This is a genomic window from Streptomyces amakusaensis (genome assembly GCF_039532665.1).
In the GTDB taxonomy this organism is placed as follows: Bacteria; Actinomycetota; Actinomycetes; order Streptomycetales; family Streptomycetaceae; genus Streptomyces; species Streptomyces amakusaensis.
In genome coordinates this window covers 256,442-274,102 of sequence record NZ_BAAASB010000004.1, presented here as the reverse complement: position 1 = coordinate 274,102, position 17,661 = coordinate 256,442, and the positions used below count along the sequence as shown (strand labels likewise).

The 17,661-nt window shown below is 73.5% G+C and carries 13 protein-coding genes; 6 read left to right on the top strand and 7 right to left on the bottom strand.

Annotated elements, in window-relative coordinates:
• Nucleotides 1–5 precede the first annotated feature (5 nt).
• Complete coding sequence (locus tag ABD371_RS08725) at nt 6–1,655, bottom strand: ABC-F family ATP-binding cassette domain-containing protein (RefSeq protein ID WP_344474572.1); 1,650 nt, start codon at nt 1,653–1,655, stop codon at nt 6–8.
• 366 nt (nt 1,656–2,021) lie between these two features.
• Nucleotides 2,022–2,438: a spore wall synthesis regulator SsgD gene (gene ssgD / locus ABD371_RS08720; protein WP_344474571.1), complete on the bottom strand. Its 417-nt coding sequence runs from the start codon at nt 2,436–2,438 to the stop codon at nt 2,022–2,024.
• Nucleotides 2,439–2,618: 180 nt separating this feature from the next.
• Here ssgD and ABD371_RS08715 point away from each other — a divergent pair, with 180 nt between their 5' ends.
• Nucleotides 2,619–3,761, top strand: coding sequence for a WD40/YVTN/BNR-like repeat-containing protein (locus tag ABD371_RS08715; RefSeq protein WP_344474569.1), 1,143 nt, complete (start codon nt 2,619–2,621; stop codon nt 3,759–3,761).
• 151 nt (nt 3,762–3,912) lie between these two features.
• Nucleotides 3,913–5,646 (top strand): glycosyltransferase, encoded by a 1,734-nt coding sequence (locus ABD371_RS08710; protein ID WP_344474567.1) that lies wholly within the window; start codon nt 3,913–3,915, stop codon nt 5,644–5,646.
• Between the two features lie 25 nt (nt 5,647–5,671).
• On the opposite strand, the gene ABD371_RS08705 is transcribed toward ABD371_RS08710, so the two are convergent.
• Nucleotides 5,672–6,325, bottom strand: a complete 654-nt coding sequence (locus ABD371_RS08705) for an NAD(P)-dependent oxidoreductase (RefSeq protein WP_344474565.1) — start codon at nt 6,323–6,325, stop codon at nt 5,672–5,674.
• Nucleotides 6,326–6,427: 102 nt separating this feature from the next.
• Here ABD371_RS08705 and ABD371_RS08700 point away from each other — a divergent pair, with 102 nt between their 5' ends.
• Both ABD371_RS08700 and ABD371_RS08695 read left to right on the top strand, forming a co-directional pair.
• A complete protein-coding gene (locus tag ABD371_RS08700; protein ID WP_344474563.1) occupies nt 6,428–6,808 on the top strand; it encodes a winged helix-turn-helix transcriptional regulator in 381 nt (126 codons plus the stop codon).
• A 316-nt stretch (nt 6,809–7,124) separates the two neighbouring features.
• The gene (locus tag ABD371_RS08695; protein ID WP_344474561.1) at nt 7,125–10,370 is read left to right on the top strand and encodes a S8 family peptidase; all 3,246 of its coding nucleotides are present in this window, start codon (nt 7,125–7,127) and stop codon (nt 10,368–10,370) included.
• A 67-nt stretch (nt 10,371–10,437) separates the two neighbouring features.
• Here the strand turns inward: ABD371_RS08695 and ABD371_RS08690 are convergent, their stop codons facing one another.
• The 3 genes from ABD371_RS08690 to ABD371_RS08680 form a co-directional block, all read right to left on the bottom strand.
• Entirely contained in the window at nt 10,438–10,671 is a 234-nt protein-coding gene (locus ABD371_RS08690) for a hypothetical protein (RefSeq protein WP_344474559.1), read from the bottom strand.
• 201 nt (nt 10,672–10,872) lie between these two features.
• Nucleotides 10,873–11,790: an NAD(P)-dependent oxidoreductase gene (locus ABD371_RS08685; RefSeq protein ID WP_344474557.1), complete on the bottom strand. Its 918-nt coding sequence runs from the start codon at nt 11,788–11,790 to the stop codon at nt 10,873–10,875.
• On the bottom strand, nt 11,783–12,679 hold the full coding sequence (locus ABD371_RS08680; protein ID WP_344474555.1) for an NAD(P)-dependent oxidoreductase: 897 nt from the start codon (nt 12,677–12,679) through the stop codon (nt 11,783–11,785). Before ABD371_RS08680 ends, ABD371_RS08685 begins: the two co-directional genes overlap by 8 nt.
• Nucleotides 12,680–12,804: 125 nt before the next feature.
• Between ABD371_RS08680 and ABD371_RS08675 the strand changes: the two genes are divergently transcribed.
• Entirely contained in the window at nt 12,805–15,939 is a 3,135-nt protein-coding gene (locus tag ABD371_RS08675) for an AfsR/SARP family transcriptional regulator (protein ID WP_344474553.1), read from the top strand.
• Nucleotides 15,940–16,550: 611 nt separating this feature from the next.
• Here ABD371_RS08675 and ABD371_RS08670 read toward each other — a convergent pair.
• Nucleotides 16,551–16,850, bottom strand: coding sequence for a YciI family protein (locus tag ABD371_RS08670; protein WP_344474551.1), 300 nt, complete (start codon nt 16,848–16,850; stop codon nt 16,551–16,553).
• A 117-nt stretch (nt 16,851–16,967) separates the two neighbouring features.
• On the opposite strand from ABD371_RS08670, the gene ABD371_RS08665 reads away from it, so the two are divergent.
• On the top strand, nt 16,968–17,660 hold the full coding sequence (locus ABD371_RS08665) for an endonuclease V (RefSeq protein WP_344474549.1): 693 nt from the start codon (nt 16,968–16,970) through the stop codon (nt 17,658–17,660).
• Nucleotide 17,661 lies beyond the last annotated feature (1 nt).

Sequence of the window (17,661 nt, the reverse complement as noted above, 5' to 3'; positions counted from 1 at the left end):
ACCCACTACACCTCCGGCCGGTGCAGCCTGCCCGCGCGGACGTCCTCCGCGGAGACGTCGTGGAGACCGTCGTCCAGCAGCAGCCAGCGGGTGATCCCGATCGACTCCAGGAACGGCACGTCGTGGCCGGCCACGACGAGTGCCCCCTCGTACCCCTCCAGCGCCGCCGTCAGCTTCCGGACGCTCGCCATGTCCAGGTTGTTCGTCGGCTCGTCGAGCAGCAGCAGCCGGGGCGCGGGATCCGCCAGCAGCTGGGCCGCCAGGGCGGCCCGGAAGCGCTCGCCGCCGGAGAGCGTCCCCGCGGGCTGATCGGCGCGGGACCCCTTGAAGAGGAAGCGCGCCAGCTGTGCCCTGATCCGGTTGTTGGTCGCGGTGGGCGCGGTACGGGCGACATTCTCGGCCACGCTCAGCTCGTCGTCGAGGACATCGAGCCGCTGGGGCAGAAAGCGGAGCGGTACGTGTGCCGTCGCCTCGCCCGCGGCCGGGGCCAGCTCGCCCGCGATGGTGCGGAGCAGGGTGGTCTTGCCCGCGCCGTTGCGGCCCACCAGGGCGATCCGCTCCGGGCCGTGGATCTCGAAGAGGCCCTCGATCCGGCCGCCGTGCCGCAGTTCGAGGCCGTCCAGCCGCAGCACCCCCTGGCCGGGGTGGACCGCGGTGTGCGGCAGCTCGATCCGGATCTCCTCGTCGTCGCGGACCGCCTCCACGGCGTCGTCGAGCCGCTCCCTCGCCTGGGCGAGCTTCTCGTTCTGAAGGACCTTGTAGCGGCCCGCCGAGACCTGGGCGGTGCGTTTGAGGCCGTTCGCCACGATCTTCGGCACCCGCTTCTGCTCCTGCATCTTCTTCCCGAACCGCTTCCGGCGGGCCAGCTTGACCTGCGCGTCCTCCAGATCGCGCCGCTGCCGCTGCACATCGGCCTCGGCGACCCGCACCATGCGCGCGGCGGCCTCCTGCTCCACGGCGAGGGCCTCCTCGTACGCGGAGTAGTTGCCGCCGTACCAGGTCACCTCGCCGTCGTGCAGATCGGCGATCTGATCGACCAGCTCCAGGAGTTCCCGGTCGTGACTGACCACGATCATCACTCCGGGCCAGGAGGCGACCGCGTCGTACAGCCGCCGCCGGGCGTACAGATCGAGATTGTTGGTGGGCTCGTCGAGCAGCAGTACGTCCGGCCTGGCCAGCAGCAGCGCGGCCAGCCGCAGCAGTACGCCCTCGCCGCCCGAGACCTCGCCGATGGTGCGGTCGAGGCCGATCCGGTCGAGGCCGAGCTGATCGAGGGTGGCGCGGGCGCGCTCCTCCACGTCCCAGTCGTCGCCGACGGCCGTGAAGTGCCGCTCGCTCGCGTCGCCCGCCTCGATGGCGTGCAGCGCGGCGCGGGTGGCGGCGATGCCCAGCACCTCGTCCACCCGCAGCGCGGTGTCGAGGACCACGTTCTGCGGCAGCCAGCCGATCTCGCCGTTGACGCGGACGGTGCCTTCGGCCGGGGTCAGCTCCCCGGCGAGCAGTTTCAGCAGGGTCGACTTGCCCGAGCCGTTGAGGCCGATGAGCCCCGTCCGCCCGGGGCCCACGGCCAGCTGGAAGCCGTCGAAGACCTCGGTGCCGTCGGGCCAGGTGAAGGAGATCGAGGAACAGAGAACATGAGGCGCGGTGGTAGCCAAAACGGGTCTCCCGGTTGCGTGGAGTGGATGGGGGCAACAGGTGGAGACACCGGGGGGTGCGTACGACGGGGCCGAGGATTCGCCGAGGGTCACGGAAGGGGACGGAGAGTGTCCCGGCCGGAAGGAACGGCTCGAACGCCGAGGTCGCACACATCGCGCACACGCCGGATACGGCGGTGACGCACGGTGTCCCAAGACCTCAGACGAGCAACGTCCTTCTCCAATCGGCGGCAACAGAAGCGGTTCCACCGTAAGGAGAGGCGGGGGCGGGTGTCAAAGGGATTAGTTCCGGCCACGGCGGTTCCCGGCCCCGCACCGGCGCGCGCCGCCGTGTTCTCGTGCGTGCCGTGCCCGTCGTGCCCGCCGTCAGCGGGCGTCGCGCAGCAGCTCGGTCAGATCCTGGTCGAGATCGAGAAGGAGGTGCTCATGGCCGCCGGGGACGATCCCCTCGGCGCGCCGCAGAAACCGGCGCAGCTCGCTGGTGCGGACATGCACCAGCGCCACCCCCTCCTGGGCGTGGAACTCCAGCACCGTACGGCCGTAGCCGTACGGAGCCACCCGTACGTCGCCGACCCCGGCCGACTCCTCGATGCCGGCCGCCAGCAGTTCCCGCCCGAATCGCCAGGTGATGTCCGTCCCCTCCAGCGTCGCCTGCGCCGGGAAGTCGATCCGTACGGCGAAGGGGTCCTTCCGGTCGTAGCGGAGCGTGGCCGGAACGGTCTCCATCCGGGGCGCGGAGGCGACCAGTCTGGCCTGTACGGCCTGTTTGATGACGGTGGACAAAACCGGCTCCTTCTCACGCGGCTGACGTAAAACGCCCTCAACGGACAGTTGAAGAGACGTCGGGCGGGACTGTCGCGTCATCGCGCGGCCGGGTGAGCTGTGTCACCGCCCGGCGGGGGAGCGCTCGGGCCGGTCCGCCCCTCTGGACGGGCTTTGACGGGTGGGCTAGCTTCCAGCGCCATGACGTCCATGGGGAAGACGAGACGAATGGTGTCGGCAGTGGTGTGCGCGGTGGCGGTGGCCGCCGTGCTCGCCGCTCCGGCACGGGCCACGCCCGCGCCCGCGCCCGCATCCGTGCCGGCGGCGGACGACGGCCGGGCGGGTCCGGGGTGGAGCCTCAAGGAGACCGGCACGGACGCGCGCTTCCGGGGACTGGCGGCCGTCAGCCGCAGCACCGCCTGGGTCGCGGGCTCCCGGGGAACCGTGCTCCGGACCGCCGACGGCGGGCGCACCTGGCGCGATGTCTCACCGCCCGAGGCGCGCGGGCTGGAGTTCCGCGACATCGAGGCCTTCGACGGCAGCCGGGCCGTGGTGCTCGCCATCGGGGAGGGCGAGGCGTCCCGCGTCTACCGCACCGCCGACGGCGGAAACACCTGGACCGAGACGTTCCGCAACACCGATCCACGAGCGTTCTACGACTGCGTCGCCTTCTTCGACCGCCGCAACGGCCTCGCCATGAGCGATCCCGTGGACGGCAAGTACCGCATCCTGTCCACCCGCGACGGCGGTCGCTCCTGGCAGGTGCTGCCCACCGCCGGGATGCCCGAGGCCCAGCCGGGCGAGGCCGGGTTCGCCGCCAGTGGGCAGTGCCTGGTCACCTCGGGCGCCAAGGACGTCTGGCTGGCGACCGGCGGCGGGGCCACGGGCCGGGTGCTGCACTCCGCCGACCGGGGAGTGACCTGGACCGCCGCCGAATCGGGCATCCCGGCCGGGGACCCGGCGCGCGGAGTCTTCGCGCTAGCCTTCCGCGACCGCGCGCACGGCATCGCCGTCGGCGGCGACTACCGCACCGGACAGCCGTCCCCCCGGGCCGCCTCGGTCACCCGCGACGGCGGTCGCACCTGGCAGGGGTCGGCCCAGCCGCCGCCCGCCTACCGCTCCGGCGTCGCCTGGCTGCCCCACACCCCCGCGACCGCCCTCGCGGTCGGCCCCACCGGCACCGATCTCACCCTGAACGGCGGCCGCACCTGGCGAACCGTCGACACCGGCTCGTACGACACCGTCGACTGCGCCCCCGGCTTCGGCCTCGGCTGCTGGGCCTCCGGCGAGAAGGGCCGCGTCGCCCGTCTGGAGGCGGGCACCGAACCCCGGGACCGGCCGTAGAACCACTCCCGCCGGGCATTCGGGGAAGCCCGAACCCGGAGTGCCCGGCGGTCCGACATCCGTATCTTCTCTCTGGCGACACGCGTCACGTCACACGTCACGCGTCACGCGGCACACCGTCCGCACCACGACCAGAGACGGAAGAACTCCCATGGCCCCCGACACCCTTTCGCCCGCCGTCACCGCCGTCCGGCCCACCAGGGCCCGAACGTGGGCCCGGTACGGCGGGCTGGCCTGCACCGCGCTGACCGTCGGTCAGCAAGCGCTCCTGATCGCCGGGGGCGGCGGCCTCCTCCCCGGATGGCAGCCCTGGCCGCTGCTGCTGCTCGCCGCACCGCTGCTGTGGTGGGGCCGAGGCCGCCGCGCCCCCGCCGCCCGGCACGAGCGGCTCCGGGCCGTCGCCGCCCGCGTCCCCGGCCGGGCGGCCTTAGCCCTGGTCCTGGCCATGGCGGTGGCGGTGTGGGCCGTGCTCCAGGACCATGAACCCTGGATCGGGCACGAGGAATCGGTTTACGCCAACAAGGCCCGCTCATGGGCCGACCCCTCGATGCCGGCGGCGGGCTGGGGCCCCTACCGTCCGCCGGGGCTGCCCCTGCTCGGCTCGCTGGCGCTGCGCGTCCACGCCGATGTCGGGGCTCTGCGCGCGGTCGGCCTGCTCCTGGTGCTGGCCACCCTGACCCTGGGATACGCGATCGCCGCCCGCTGGACCACCCCCCGGCGCGCCGCCCTGGCCATGCTGCTCGTCCTCGGCGGACTGGGCTTTCTGCGCAGGATGCCCGCGTTCCTCAACGACACCGGCAGTACCGGCCTGTTGCTCGTCACCGTCTTCATCCTGGTCAGGACCGTGGAGAACCCCGGATCCTCCCGTGCGCTCCTCGCCCTGCCCCCGGTGGTGCTCGCCGCGTTCTACCTCCGCTTCGGAGTGGTGGGCAATCTGTGCGCCATCGCCCTGGCCGCCCTGCTGGCCTACGGCCCGCGCGCCTGGCTCCCCCACGGAAGGCGTCTCGCGGCGGCGGGCGCGGTCATTCTGCTGGGCCTGACACCGCACTTCGTGTACGCCACCCAGGTCACCGGATGGCCCCTCGGGCTCATCACCTGGGCCACTTCCCAGGCCGAGCGCAGCTTCATGGGCGACGGATTCCTCTACTACCTGGCGATATTCCCCTACCGGCTGGCCGGGGACCTCGGAGCCGTCGTCATGTTCGCCGGCCTGGCGGCGACCGTCCGCGCGGCCCGGTCACTGCGCGCGGCCCGCCGCGAACAGGGCACGCCCCGCGAACAGCGCACGCCCCGCGAACACGGCGCGCCCGCGGGCCCCGGGGCGAGGGACCGCCGGATCCTCTTCCTCGGCACCACCGCCGTACTCGTCCCCGTACTCCTCGGATTCGCGACCGACGGCGAGCCGCGCTTCGTCTACCTCTCCGTCATCCTGCTGACCGTCCTCGGCGTCGACGCCCTCGCGACCCTCGCCGACGGCGTGGCACGCCCCGTCCTCGCGGCCGTGACGGCGCTCGCCCTGCTCGCCGTCCCCGCCACCGCCCAGGTCGTGGCCCACGGAGCGATGCCCGGACCCATGTCCCAGCACCGCTCCACCGTCCCGGTGGCCCGCGCCCTGGCCGCCGGGGGCGCGCCCTGTCTGCTGGTCACCGGGTACGAGCCGGAGAGCGGCTGGTACTCCGGGTGCGACGCGATGACCTACCGCCAGTACCGCGCCCTGGACGGCCCGCCGTCCGGCACCCGCGTCAGCTTCATACGCTACGAACGGGGCCGCCTCCAGCCGAGCGCGGCGGGGGTCGAACGCCTCGTCGGCGGCCTTCCGTCCGAGGAGCGGCGCATCCCCACCGAGGGCGTCCTCGGCACGGCCACGGTCGTCACCGTCGGATGACACCGGCCGTGCCCCCGGCGGAGTGTCAGAAGCCCACCGCGGTCAGCGAACGGTGGTGCTTCGGGGCCTCGATCTCGTCGACGAGCGCCACCGCGAGGTCCGCGTAGGAGAAGACGGACGTGTTCTCCCCGGCGGGCAGCACCCGGCTGTCGCCGGTCCGGTAACGGCCGGTGCGCGCCGCCTCGTTGTCCAGGACGACGGGCGGCGGTGCGAGCACCAGCCAGTCGACGCCGGTCTCGGCGGAGCGGAGCGCTTCGAGTTCCGCCGAGTGGCCGAGGGAGAAGTTCCGTGCCTCCGGGGGGAAACCCGGGGCGTCGTGCACCGGCACTCCGGGGGCGGTCTCCAGCGTGGTCCCGATGCCGATCAGGATCAGCCGGCCGACTTCGGCGCGGGTCAGACCTTCCAGCAGGGCGTGCGCGGCGTTCACATAGAACAGCTCCGACGGGATGTCGAGGCGGGCGCTGGCGTTGATCGCCGCGTCATGGCCCGCCGCGACCGCCGCGACGCTGTCCGCCAGGGTGACGTCCCCGGCTGCCACGACGACACCGGGGCCGGTCAGGTCCGGGTGCCTGGCCGGATCCCGTACGACCGCGGTGACCTCGTGGCCCCGGGAGACCGCCTCGGCGACCGCGTGGCGGCCCGCTCGTCCACCGGCTCCGAAGATGACGATTCTGCTCATGAGGACTCCGTCCGACCGGGCCGGCGGAGTGCCGGCCGACGTGGTGAACGCTAGGCGCCGGCCCCTTGGTTACCGCAAAGATAGTTACGTACTCTCGCCAGTGTGAGCCAACCACTCAACCCCGAGATGTTCGCCGGATGCACCCACACCACCCCGCCGATCCGCATCGGCGGCAAGTGGACCGCGAAGGTCATCAGATGTCTGGAAGCCGGCCCCCGGCGCTTCTCCGAATTGCAGGTCCCGCTGCGCGGCATCACGCCGAAGGTGCTGACCGAGACGCTGCGGGCGATGGAGCGGGACGCGCTGATCACCCGTACCGTCCACCCCGAGATCCCGCCGAGGGTCGAGTACGGGCTGACCCCGCTCGGCCGCACGCTCCTCGCACCCATGAACGCCGGCTGCGCATGGGCCGAGGCACATCTGACCGAGTTGCTCGACGCCCGGGACGCGCACGACGCCCGTGAAGTGGTACCTGAGATGTAGAACCCGGGGCGGGCAATTCGCCTTCCCTCCTTATGGGGAATGACCAGGTGATTGCCCGGACGGGTCCTTGATGAGTACTGCTTGATTTGTACATCACGTGAATCCTGGAGGCCCGTCGCGGAATGGGTCAATACTGCCGGTCGATGGATGGGGCGGGGAATTCTCCGCCTCGCCGATTCGATTGTCTCCAGGGGGAGATGTGGGCAGTAGCAGGAAAAGAGCGTTTCTCTCCGCGACGGCTGTCGCGGTGACCGTCGCGCTGTCGGCGGGAATGGCCGGGCCGTCCTCGGCCGGGGGAAGCGGCGGGGAACGGGCCGTGGGGGAAGAGACGGCGGGATCCGGGCGGAAGGGCTTACCCGGGCACCGGATCACGCTGATCACGGGCGACCGGGTGCGGGTCGACGCCCGGGGCGAGGTCGTCGGCGTCGAGCCCGCCAAGGGGCGCGAGAAGGTGCCGATCCACACGCGGACGGGGCAGGGGCGCACCCTGGTGATCCCCTCGGACGCGCAGCGGCTCGTCGGCGACGGCACCCTCGACGAGCGCCTCTTCGACATCACCGAGCTGAACAGGCGCGAGAGCCGGGCGGTCTACGGCGACGGCGTCAAGGTGATCGTCGGCTACCGGGACACGGCCGCCCGGGAAGCCGGGAGCGGGATCCGCGCCGCCGCCGGGACCGCCCGAACCCTCGCCTCGCTGAACGCGGACGCCGTCACCGTGCCCGCCCGCGACGCGGCCGCCTTCTGGGAGAGCCTCACCCGTACCGCCGACGGCGGAGGCGGGCGCGGCGTGACCGCCGGGGTCGACCGGATCTCGCTGGACGGGGTGTACACGGCCCGTGCCGCCGCCGGTACGGCCCGGACCGCCGCGTCCGACGCGCACCGGCGGGCGGGGTACGACGGCACCGGGGTGAAGATCGCGGTACTGGACTCGGGGGTCGACGAGACCCATCGGGATCTCGCGGGCCGGGTCGTCGCCGAGCGGAACTTCTCCCGCTCCCCGGACAGTGAGGACCGTTACGGGCAGGGCACGCAGGTCGCGTCGGTGGCGGCGGGCAGCGGGGCGGCGTCGAACGGTGCCCACCGGGGTGTGGCCCCCGGGGCCGAGGTGCTCAGCGGCAAGGTGCTGGACGACCGGGGCAGGACCACCGCGTCGACGATCATCGCGGGGATCGACTGGGCCGTGGCCCGGGGCGCGGACATCGTCAATCTCAGCCTCATGGGCAGTGGCCGGGACGAGAACGACCCGCTGGAGACCCATGTCGACCGGGTCACCGCCGAGCGGGGTGTGCTGTTCGCCGTGGCGGCGGGCGACGACGGCCCCGATCCGCGCTCGATCGCCTCGCCGGGCCGGGCGGAGGGCGCACTCACCGTCGGCGCGGTGGACGGGCAGGGCCGGATCGCCGGCTTCTCCGCAGTCGGCCCGCGTGAGGGCGGCGGGGTCAAGCCCGATCTCACCGCCCCCGGTGTGGACATCACGGCGGCGGCCGCCCCCGGCACCTCGGACGGCCAGAGCCCGCCCGGCCATGTGTCCTTCTCCGGCACGGCGGCGGCCACCCCGCACGCGGCCGGTGTCGCGGCCCTGCTCAAGCAGCGGCACCCGAAGTGGAAGGCCGCCGAGCTGAAGAGCGTGCTGACGGGCTCGGCGAAGAACGGCACGCACAAGCACACGCCGTTCGAGCAGGGGGCCGGCCGGGTCGCGGCCGACCGGGCCCTGGAACAGCGGGTGTTCGCCGAGCGGTCGACCGTGACATTCGGGACACAGCGGTATCCGCACACCGACGACACGCCCGTGACCCGCTCGATCGACTACCGCAACACCGGCGGCGAGGATCTCACCCTCGATCTGACGGTGACTGCGGACGGCCCGGACGGCAGGCCCGCCCCGGAGGGCTTCTTCACCCTCGGCCGGAACCGGATCACTGTCCCGGCGGGCGGCACCGCCTCGGTGGAGCTGACGGCGGACACCCGGCTCGGCGGGGGCGTCAACGGCGACTACGCCGCGACCGTCGTCGCGAGCGGCGGCGGCCAGAGCGTGCGTACCACCGCCGGTGTGGAGCGCGAGGTCGAGTCGTACGACCTGACGGTGCGCCACATCGACCGGCACGGGAAGCCGGGCCGGGACTTCCGCACCGTCCTCGGCACGCTCCGGCTGGACAACCCGAAGTTCCACCGGCTGAAGCCGGGCGACGAGTCCGGCAGTTCCACCATTCGGCTGCCGCGGGGAACGTACCGGCTGGACTCCATCCACGCGGCGGATCCCCGTGATTCCACCAAGGGCTACGACTGGCTCTCGCAGCCCAAACTCTCCGTGGACCGGCACATGACGTTCACCGTCGACGCCCGTACCACCAGGCCTGTCGACATCACACCGCCGGACGCCAAGGCGAAGTCGTCCCATGTTTCGGTCTTCAGTTCCGTGCGGTTCTCCGAGGAATGGAATGTGGTGGAGGACATCGGGGCCGTCTCCTTCAAGAATTTCCGCACCGCGCACATCGGACCGGACGTCACCGACGGTTCGCTCACCCAGTCCTGGACGGGCCACTGGAGCAAGGGGAATTCGGTCCAGTACAGCACCGTCCACGGCGGTCCCGTCCAGCGGTTCGCGACCGGCCACGTCAAGCGCTTCAAGGCCCGGGACATGGCCACGGTACGGATCGGAGCAGGTGCCTCGGCCCCCGGGAAGCGGATGGGCGGCACGGTGCTCGGCCAACTTCCCCACGGGCTGGCCGCCCGGTCGCACGGCATATCGCCCCAGCCGGCCCCCGGCGTCCGGACCCTGTATCTCTCCGCCGTCGGCGGAGCCACCTGGGAGCTGACCGCCGATCAGTACGGCAAGAGCGGGGACAGGGCCGAGGCCAGGTACTACTTTCCGCGCGACGAGGCCTTCCGGGCGGGGAAGACCTACACGAGAACGGTGAACACCCCGGTCTTCGCACCGAGGATCGCCGACGGCGAGGGAGTCTTCCGCGAGGAGGACAGCATCACCGGCGCGCTGCCGGTGTTCTCGGACGGTGCCGGAAACGAGGGGTGGTCCACGTACTCCTCGGTGAAGACCACCCTCCACCGGGGCAAGACCAGGATCGGTGAGAACAACGATCCCCTCACCGGCGACGAATCGTTCGCGGTCGGCCCCGCCGACGCCCCCTACACCCTGTCCACCTCCGTCACCCGCTCGCCGGAGCTGGCGAAGGCCGGCAGCCGCATCGACGCGAGCTGGACCTTCCGCTCGAAGCGGCCCGGCACGGAGGAGAAGGTGGCGCTGCCGGTGTCCGTCGCCCGGCTGAAGGCGGCCGTAAGCCCGGACGGCACCGCTCCGGCGGGCCGTACCCAGCGGGTGCCGGTCACCGTGCAGGGCGCGGCGGCGGGCGGGAACCTCCGCTCGCTGGAGGTCTCGGCCTCCTACGACCACGGCAGGACCTGGAAGAAGCTCCCGGTCACCCGGGGCGGGGTGACGGTCGGGAACCCGGCGAAGGGCAAGGCGATCACCTTCCGTTCGGTGGTCACCGACAAGAAGGGCAACCAGGGAACGGTGACGCTCTACGACGCCTACTACGGCAAGTAGATCCCCCGGCCCCCGGTCCCCCCTGAGAGCTGATCCCCGTCGTCGGGTCCGGGCCCGGCGGCGGGGATCAGCCCGTGATCCTGCCGAGCACCAGCATCAGGACCAGCAGCACCGTGAGCACCGCCAGACCGATGAAGCCCGCCCGGCCGCCTCGCCGGGCCGTGAAGATCCCGAGGACCGTCACCAGCGTGGCCAGGGGCACTCCGTACCGCGCGATCGCCGTCAGCGTGCCGATGAAGCGGACGGAGCCCCGGACGCCGTCCTGGCAGGAGTCGCAGGCGATCGCGAGCAGTGGTCCCACCAGCCACACCAGACCGCCGAAGACCACTACCGCGAAGGCGAGAAGGACCAGCAGGCTCTTGGGGAGAGGCGCCTCGAAGGGGTCGGGACCGGCGGCTTCGGCAGCGGTATCGGCTTCGGGTGCGGTGCCGGTTCGGTATCGGTGTGATCCATGGGACGGACGCTACGCAGCCCTCCGCCCGGCCGGTATCCGCGCCCGTACTCAGCCGACCGGACCCCGCACCCGAGTACCCCCGCCCTGGGTGTTCCGGGCCCGCAGCAGTTCGAAGACGCTGGAGAAGCTGTCCTGCCCGTGCCCGTCGGCCGCCCGCCGGTCGAGCAGGGCCTTGAGGGGATCGTGTACGTCGGTGGCGACGCCGCCCGCGGCGCTGAGCCGGACGAGGTTGCCGACCGCGACCCGGTTCAGATCGACGGTGGAGACGCCCTCCGCGTACGCCCCCGACCCCGCCTCCCGTGCCAGCTCGGGAAGGAAGGCGGCCATGCCGTTGAGCCATTGGGCCGCGAGCGGGGCGAGGACCTCGGGAGGGGTGCCCACCGAGTCCAGCAGCGCGGCGGAGTGCAGGAATCCGGCGAGGGCGGCGTAGCCGGTGCCCAGCACGGCGAGGTCGTGGATCTCCGCCGCGCCGGGGTCGGTGCCGAAGTAGTGCGCGGGCGACATCACCTCCAGCTCGGGACGGAAGGAGGTGAAGGCCTCCCGGGAGCCGCTGTAGAGGAAGAAGCCGTCGGGGGTCGCGACCGTCTGGGGCAGGGCCATCATGGCCCCGTCGAGATAGTCGGCACCGTGCTCCGCGACCCAGGCGGCGATCTCCCGGGCCTCGTCGGGCGTGCTGTTCGCCAGGTTGACCACGGTTTTGCCGGGCAGCGCCGCGGCGGCCGGGCCCAGCGCCTGCCGTACCGCGCCGGGGCCGAGGAGGGGCACGATCACCAGCGGGGCCGCCGTCACGGCTTCGGCGGCGGTGGCCGCGCCAAGAGCACCCCGCGCCACCAGGGGCTCCGCCTTCGCGGCGGTACGGTTCCACACGGTCACCCGGTGACCGGTGCCGAGGAACGCGCCGGCGATCGCCGCGCCCATCCGGCCGAGCCCGAGGACCGTCACGGAGGGCTTCGTACGCTCAGACATTCCGCTCACCCTTCGCGATGGTCGCGACGACGCTCGCGACGCCGCTCGTGCCGTGGCCGTCGGCGGACGCCCGCTCCAGCAGGGTCTTGAACAGGTCCGGCACATCGGTGCCGATGCCCCGGCTCCCGCTGGTGTGCACAAGATGGTCCATCGCCGCCCGGTGCACCTCCACGGTGCCGTCGTCGTCCGGGAATCCGCCGTCCTCGATCTGACGGGCGTGCTCCGTCATCAGCGAGGTGACGAAGGACATGTGCTCCCGCGCCACCGCCGTGAAGACGGTCGGGTCCACGCCCGCCGTGCCCACCAGCGCGACCGAGTGGTAGAAGCCGGCCAGCGCGCCCCAGACCAGGCCGAACAGCGCGGTGTCGTACACCGGGGCCAGCGCCGGGTCACCGCCGAGGTACACCGAGTTGCCCAGGCTCGCCAACTCCTCCCGGTGCGCGGCGAAGGCGCCCTCGGAGCCGCTGAAGACGAACAGCGCCTCGGGACGGCCGACCAGCCGGGTGCCGCTCATGGCGGCCCCGTCGAGATAGCCGACGCCGTGCTCCGCCGCCCACCCGGCCACCCTGACGGCGTCCTGGGGAGTGCCGGAGGTCAGATTGACCAGCGTCCGGCCGCGCAGCCGGTCCGCCACCGGGCCGAGCAGGCCCTCGACGGCCGCGTAGTCCGGCAGGCACACCACGACGAGGGGGCTCGCGGCGACCGCCGCCGCCAGGCCGGCCGCCGGGACGGCTCCCTGCGCCGCCAGGGCGTCGGCCTTCGCGGCGGTACGGTTCCACACGGTCGTGGCGTGGCCCGCGCCGAGGAACGCCTGGGCCAGCCGGGTCCCCAACTGCCCCAGGCCGATCACCGACACCGCCGACTGCTCGTGCTTCTCGTTCTCGTTCACGGTCACTCCCGCACTTCCCTCGACTTCTCGTATGAGCCGTTCTCTTCGGCCGGTTCCACCTTCCCCAGCCGCGCTGTCGGGCCTCTGTCGGACCGCTGTCGGCCCCGCACGGCTACCGTGCGGTCATGTACTTCTCCGTGCTGGGCCCCCTCACCGTCTCCACGGCGACCGGCGAACAGATCGACGTCCCCGAGGCGAAGGTCCGCGCCCTGCTGGCCGCCCTTCTCGTCCACGAGGGCCGTACGGTCTCGTCCGACCGGCTGGTGGACCAGCTGTGGGGCGAGCGCGCGCCCCGGAACCCGGCCGGGGCCCTCCAGACGAAGGTCTCCCGGCTGCGCGCCGCGCTGGAGCGGGCCGGGACGGGGGCCGGAGCGCTGGTGGAGTCGAGGGCTCCGGGATATCTGCTGCGGACCGCCCCCGAGCGGGTGGACTCCCGCCGGTTCGCCGCCCTGACCGCCGAGGCGTACGACACCGAATCCCCGCGCGCCAGGGCGGATCTGCTGACGGACGCCCTGGCGCTGTGGAAGGGGGACGCCTTCGCCGGTCTGCGCGAGGTCGAAGTCCTGCGCACGGCCGCCGAGGTCCTTGAGGAGCAGCGGCTGACCGCGCTGGAGACACTCGCCGAAGCCCGGCTGGAACTGGGCGAACACCACGCGCTCACCGGGGAGCTGGGCGAACTGGCGGACCGTCACCCGCTGCGGGAGCGGCTGAGGGCCGTCCACATCCGGGCGCTGTACCGGGCCGGCCGGCAGTCCGAGGCGCTGGCCGCCTACACCGGGCTGCGGAAGCTGCTCGCCGAGGAGCTGGGGGTGGACCCCGGCCCGGAGCTGGCCGCGCTCCACCGGTCGATCCTCCGGCACGACGACGAGACGCCCGAGCGGGCACCGGCCGTCCGCGGGCGCGGTGACAGCGCCCTGCCGGCCCCGCTCACCGGGCTCATCGGCAGGGCGGAAGCGGTGTCCGCCGTGACCGAACTGCTCGCCGCGCACCGGCTGGTGACGCTCACCGGCCCCGGCGGCGTCGGCAAGACCCGGCTGGCCGAGGAAGTCGCCGGGCGGGTGGCCGCCGGCCGCCCCGACGGCGTCCGGATGGTCGGTCTCGCCGGATCCCTGGACGTGGCCGAGCAGCTGAGCGCCGCCCTGGGCATCCGCGAGGAGGGCGCGGCGGGCATCGAGGACGCGCTGCGCTCCCGGCGGCTCCTGCTGCTGCTGGACAACTGCGAGCATGTCGTCGACTCGGCGGCCGACGTCATCCGCCGGATCCTGGCCGCCGCTCCCGGGCTGAGCGTCCTGGCCACCAGCAGGGAGCCGATCGGGCTGGCCGGGGAGACGGTCTGGACGGTGCCGCCCCTGCCGCAGGCCGAGGCCGAGCTGCTGTTCGTCCAGCGCGCCGCTGCCGCCGCCCCCGGATTCACGGTGACCGGGCGGGACGCGGAGGCCGTCGCGGAGATCTGCCGCCGCCTCGACCGGATACCCCTCGCCCTGGAACTCGCCGCCACCCGGGTCCGCGCGCTCGGCGTCCACCAGCTCTCCGCCCGGCTGGACGACCGGTTCCGGCTGCTGGCCGGCGGCCACCGGGGCGTGCCCGCCCGCCAGCGGACCCTGCGCGCGGTCATCGACTGGAGCTGGGAACTCCTCGGCGAGGACGAACGGGCGGTCCTGCGGCGGCTGTCCGTCTTCGCCGACGGCTGCGGCCTCGAAGCGGCCGAGGCGGTGTGCGGCGGTGATGGTGGCGACCAGGAGCACCAGGACGTGCTGACCCCGCTGATCCGGCTGGTGGACCGCTCACTCGTCACGGTGGCCGACGGCCCCCGTTACCGGCTGCCGGAGTCCGTGGCCGCGTACGCCCTGGAACGCCTCGCGGAGGGGGGCGAGTCCGAGACCGCCGGCCGACGCCACCACGCCCACTACGCCCGGCTGATGGAGCGGGCCGGGGCCCGGCTCCACGGCCCCGAACAGCTGGGCCTGCTGACCCGTCTCGACCAGGAGAGCGCCAATCTGCGCACGGCGCTGGAGTGGGCCGTACGGCGGAAGGACGCGGCCGGGGCGGCACGCATGGCGCTCGCCTCGACCTGGTACTGGTTTCTGCGCGGCCGTCTCAGCGAGGCCCGGCGCTCGCTCGGCGACACTCTGCGCGTCACCGGGGAGGCGGGGGAGGCCGGGGAGACGCGGAGCCTCGCCCTGTGGCACGAGGGCTTCGCCCTGCTGGCCGGAGAGGCCCGGAAGGCTCCCGTGCCCGTGGCCGGGGCCGGGGCCGGGGCCGGGGAAGCGGAGGAGAGCGCCGACGACCCGGGCCCGGCGGCCGGGTCGGCACGGGCGCTCTGGTTCCTCGGCGACGCCGCGCTCAGGGCGGGGGAGGACCTGGCCCGCAGCGAGACCCTGGTGGGCCGGGCCCTGACCGGCTTCCGTACGGGCGGCGACCGCTGGGGAACCGCCGCCGCGCTGAGCACCCGGGCCACCCAGTCGCTGCTGCGGGGCGACCTCGCCGCCGTGCGGCGCGACGCGACGGACGCCCACGCGCTCTTCGAGGAGCTGGGCGACCCCTGGGGGCAGCTCCAGACCGTCTATCCGCTGGCGGCGCTCGCCGCCATCAGCGGCGACTACCCCCACGCCGCGCGACTGCACGAACAGGGTCTCCGGCTCGCCGAAGAGCTGGGATTCCTGGCCGACGCCGCCGACCGGCTCACCGGGCTCGGCCGGGTCGCCCTGCTGACCGGCGACTTCGCCCGCGCCGCCGAACTCCACCGGAACGCCATGGCCCGCGCCGCCGAGCACGGTTACGCGGCCGGGGAGATCCACGCCGAGATCGGCCTCGGCCTCGGGGCCCGCCGCGCCGGCGATCTCGACCTCGCCGAGAAGCACCTCCGCAAGACCCTCGCCTGGCACCGCGAAGTCGACTTCGGCCCCGGACCCGCGCTCCTCCTCGCCGAACTCGGCTTCCTCGCCGAACAGCGCGGCGACGCCGCCGAGGCCCTCGCCCTGCACCTCCGGGGCCTCGCCGTCGCCCGCGCCGGCGGCGACCCCCGGGCCGTCGCCCTCGCCCACGAAGGCCTCGCCGGGGCCCACTCCCTCGCGGATCGGCCCGCCCGGGCCGCCCGCCTCCTCGGCATGGCCTCCCGCGCCCGCATCGCCTCCGGAGCCCCGCTCCCCCCGGCCGAGCGGGCCGACGTGGACCGCGTCACCGCCCGTGTCCTCGCGGCCCTGGGCAGGGAGGCGTTCACCGCCGAATTCTCGACGCCCGACGCCTCCGAAGGCGTCTAGGGTCTGCCGTTTGAATCCTGCTGGGCTCGCGAGCCCAGGGCTTCGCCCGGGGGCCTGTACGGGCGGACGACGTCACTTCGAGGGCACGTCCCAGGGAGTGCCCTCGAACCGCGCCCGCAGGGCAGCGGGAGGGAGCGTGCGTGCCCGGGGGGTACTCCCCCCGGCTCCGCCGGTGGGGGTACCTCCCGGGCGAAGCCCAGGGGGGAGCACCCCCACCAGCCGTAGCCGGGGGAGGCGCGGCGGCCGGACGGGACTCCGGAAGCGTGGCCTAGGTCGTTTCTTACGGATCTTGCTGGGCTCGCGGGGCCTGGCACGCACTCCCCCTGGGCCTGGCGGCCCGGGTGGGGGTGCCCCCGGCGGAGCCTGGGGGAGTGCCCCCACGCCGCGTTGTCGTCAGTCGCCTACGGCCCCCTGGGCTTCGCCCGGGTGGGGGTGCCCCCGGCGGAGCCTGGGGGAGTGCCCCCACCGCGTGGGCTCTCCCCCTGGGCTTCGCCCGGGAGGTGCCCCCATCCTCCGCCTTGCGATCGGGGGGCACCTCCCTGGCCGAAGGCCCAGGGGGAGCACCAGGCCCCGCTCCCTGATCCAGCCAGATCCGTAAGATAAGAAACGACCTAGGCCGGCGGCGGCTGACGGTGGGCGGCGAGTGCCGGGGCGGTGCGCGTCGCGAAGAATTCGGTGATGCGGTACGCGCACACCCCGCCCACCGTGAAGGGATCGGCCGCCGCGATCTCCTCGATCCGCGCGCGGTCGTCCCCGACGGCCAGGATCACCCCGCCGTCACGGGGGTTCTTGCGTCCCGAGGCGATGAACACACCCTCCTCGTAGAGCGCGTCCAGCCAGGCGAGATGCGCCTCCATCAGCGCGTCGGCGCGCTCTACGGGGGCGGTGTACGTCAACTCCAGTACGAACATGACCGCCAGGCTACGCCACCTCGTACGAGGTCCCGGGGCCCGGACGGACGGCACTCCGGCGGCACCCGGCGGCACCCGGCGGCGCGCGCGGCGCGGCGCGCATAGTGTGGGGGCACCATGACGATCATCGACATACCCGAGGGCTGGCCCGCCGACGAGGCCCGGGCGCTGGCCGTGCAGGACGAACTCCGCGCCCGGGTCGTCCTGGACGAGAGCGGGCCGGAGCCCGGCACCGGCACGGTGACCGGGGTGGACGTGGCGTACGACGACGTCCGGGGCGTCGTCGCGGCCGCCGCCGTGGTCGTCGACGCCCGCACGCTCACCGTCGTGGAGGAGTCCACCGCCGTCGGCAGGGTCGCCTTCCCGTACGTCCCCGGGCTGCTCGCCTTCCGCGAACTGCCGGCGGTGCTCGCCGCGCTGGAGTCCCTGGCCTCGGACCCCGGGCTGGTGGTCTGCGACGGCTACGGCCGGGCGCACCCGCGCCGCTTCGGACTCGCGAGCCATCTCGGCGTACTCACCGGACTCCCGTCCATCGGCGTCGCCAAGAACCCCTTCGTCTTCGGCCACGGCGAACTCGGCCCGCACCGGGGCGACACCGCGGCGCTCCGCGCCGACGACGGGGAAGAGGTCGGCCGGGCGCTGCGCACCCAGCCGGGCGTCAAGCCGGTCTATGTCTCGGCAGGCCATCGCACCGCCCTCGACACGGCCTGCGCCCACACCCTCCTCCTCGCCCCCCGCTACCGGCTCCCGGAGACCACCCGCCGGGCGGACCGGCTCTGCCGCGAGGCCCTGGCGGCGGCCGTCCTCTGAG

What these genes read in the sequence shown, in the direction of transcription:
- ABD371_RS08715 (WP_344474569.1), top strand. Translation starts at nt 2,619, where the DNA reads ATGACGTCCATGGGGAAGACGAGACGAATGGTGTCGGCAGTGGTGTGC.
- ABD371_RS08710 (WP_344474567.1), top strand. Translation starts at nt 3,913, where the DNA reads ATGGCCCCCGACACCCTTTCGCCCGCCGTCACCGCCGTCCGGCCCACC.
- ABD371_RS08705 (WP_344474565.1), bottom strand. Translation starts at nt 6,325, where the DNA reads ATGAGCAGAATCGTCATCTTCGGAGCCGGTGGACGAGCGGGCCGCCAC.
- ABD371_RS08685 (WP_344474557.1), bottom strand. Translation starts at nt 11,790, where the DNA reads ATGTCTGAGCGTACGAAGCCCTCCGTGACGGTCCTCGGGCTCGGCCGG.
- ABD371_RS08675 (WP_344474553.1), top strand. Translation starts at nt 12,805, where the DNA reads ATGTACTTCTCCGTGCTGGGCCCCCTCACCGTCTCCACGGCGACCGGC.
- ABD371_RS08670 (WP_344474551.1), bottom strand. Translation starts at nt 16,850, where the DNA reads ATGTTCGTACTGGAGTTGACGTACACCGCCCCCGTAGAGCGCGCCGAC.
- ABD371_RS08665 (WP_344474549.1), top strand. Translation starts at nt 16,968, where the DNA reads ATGACGATCATCGACATACCCGAGGGCTGGCCCGCCGACGAGGCCCGG.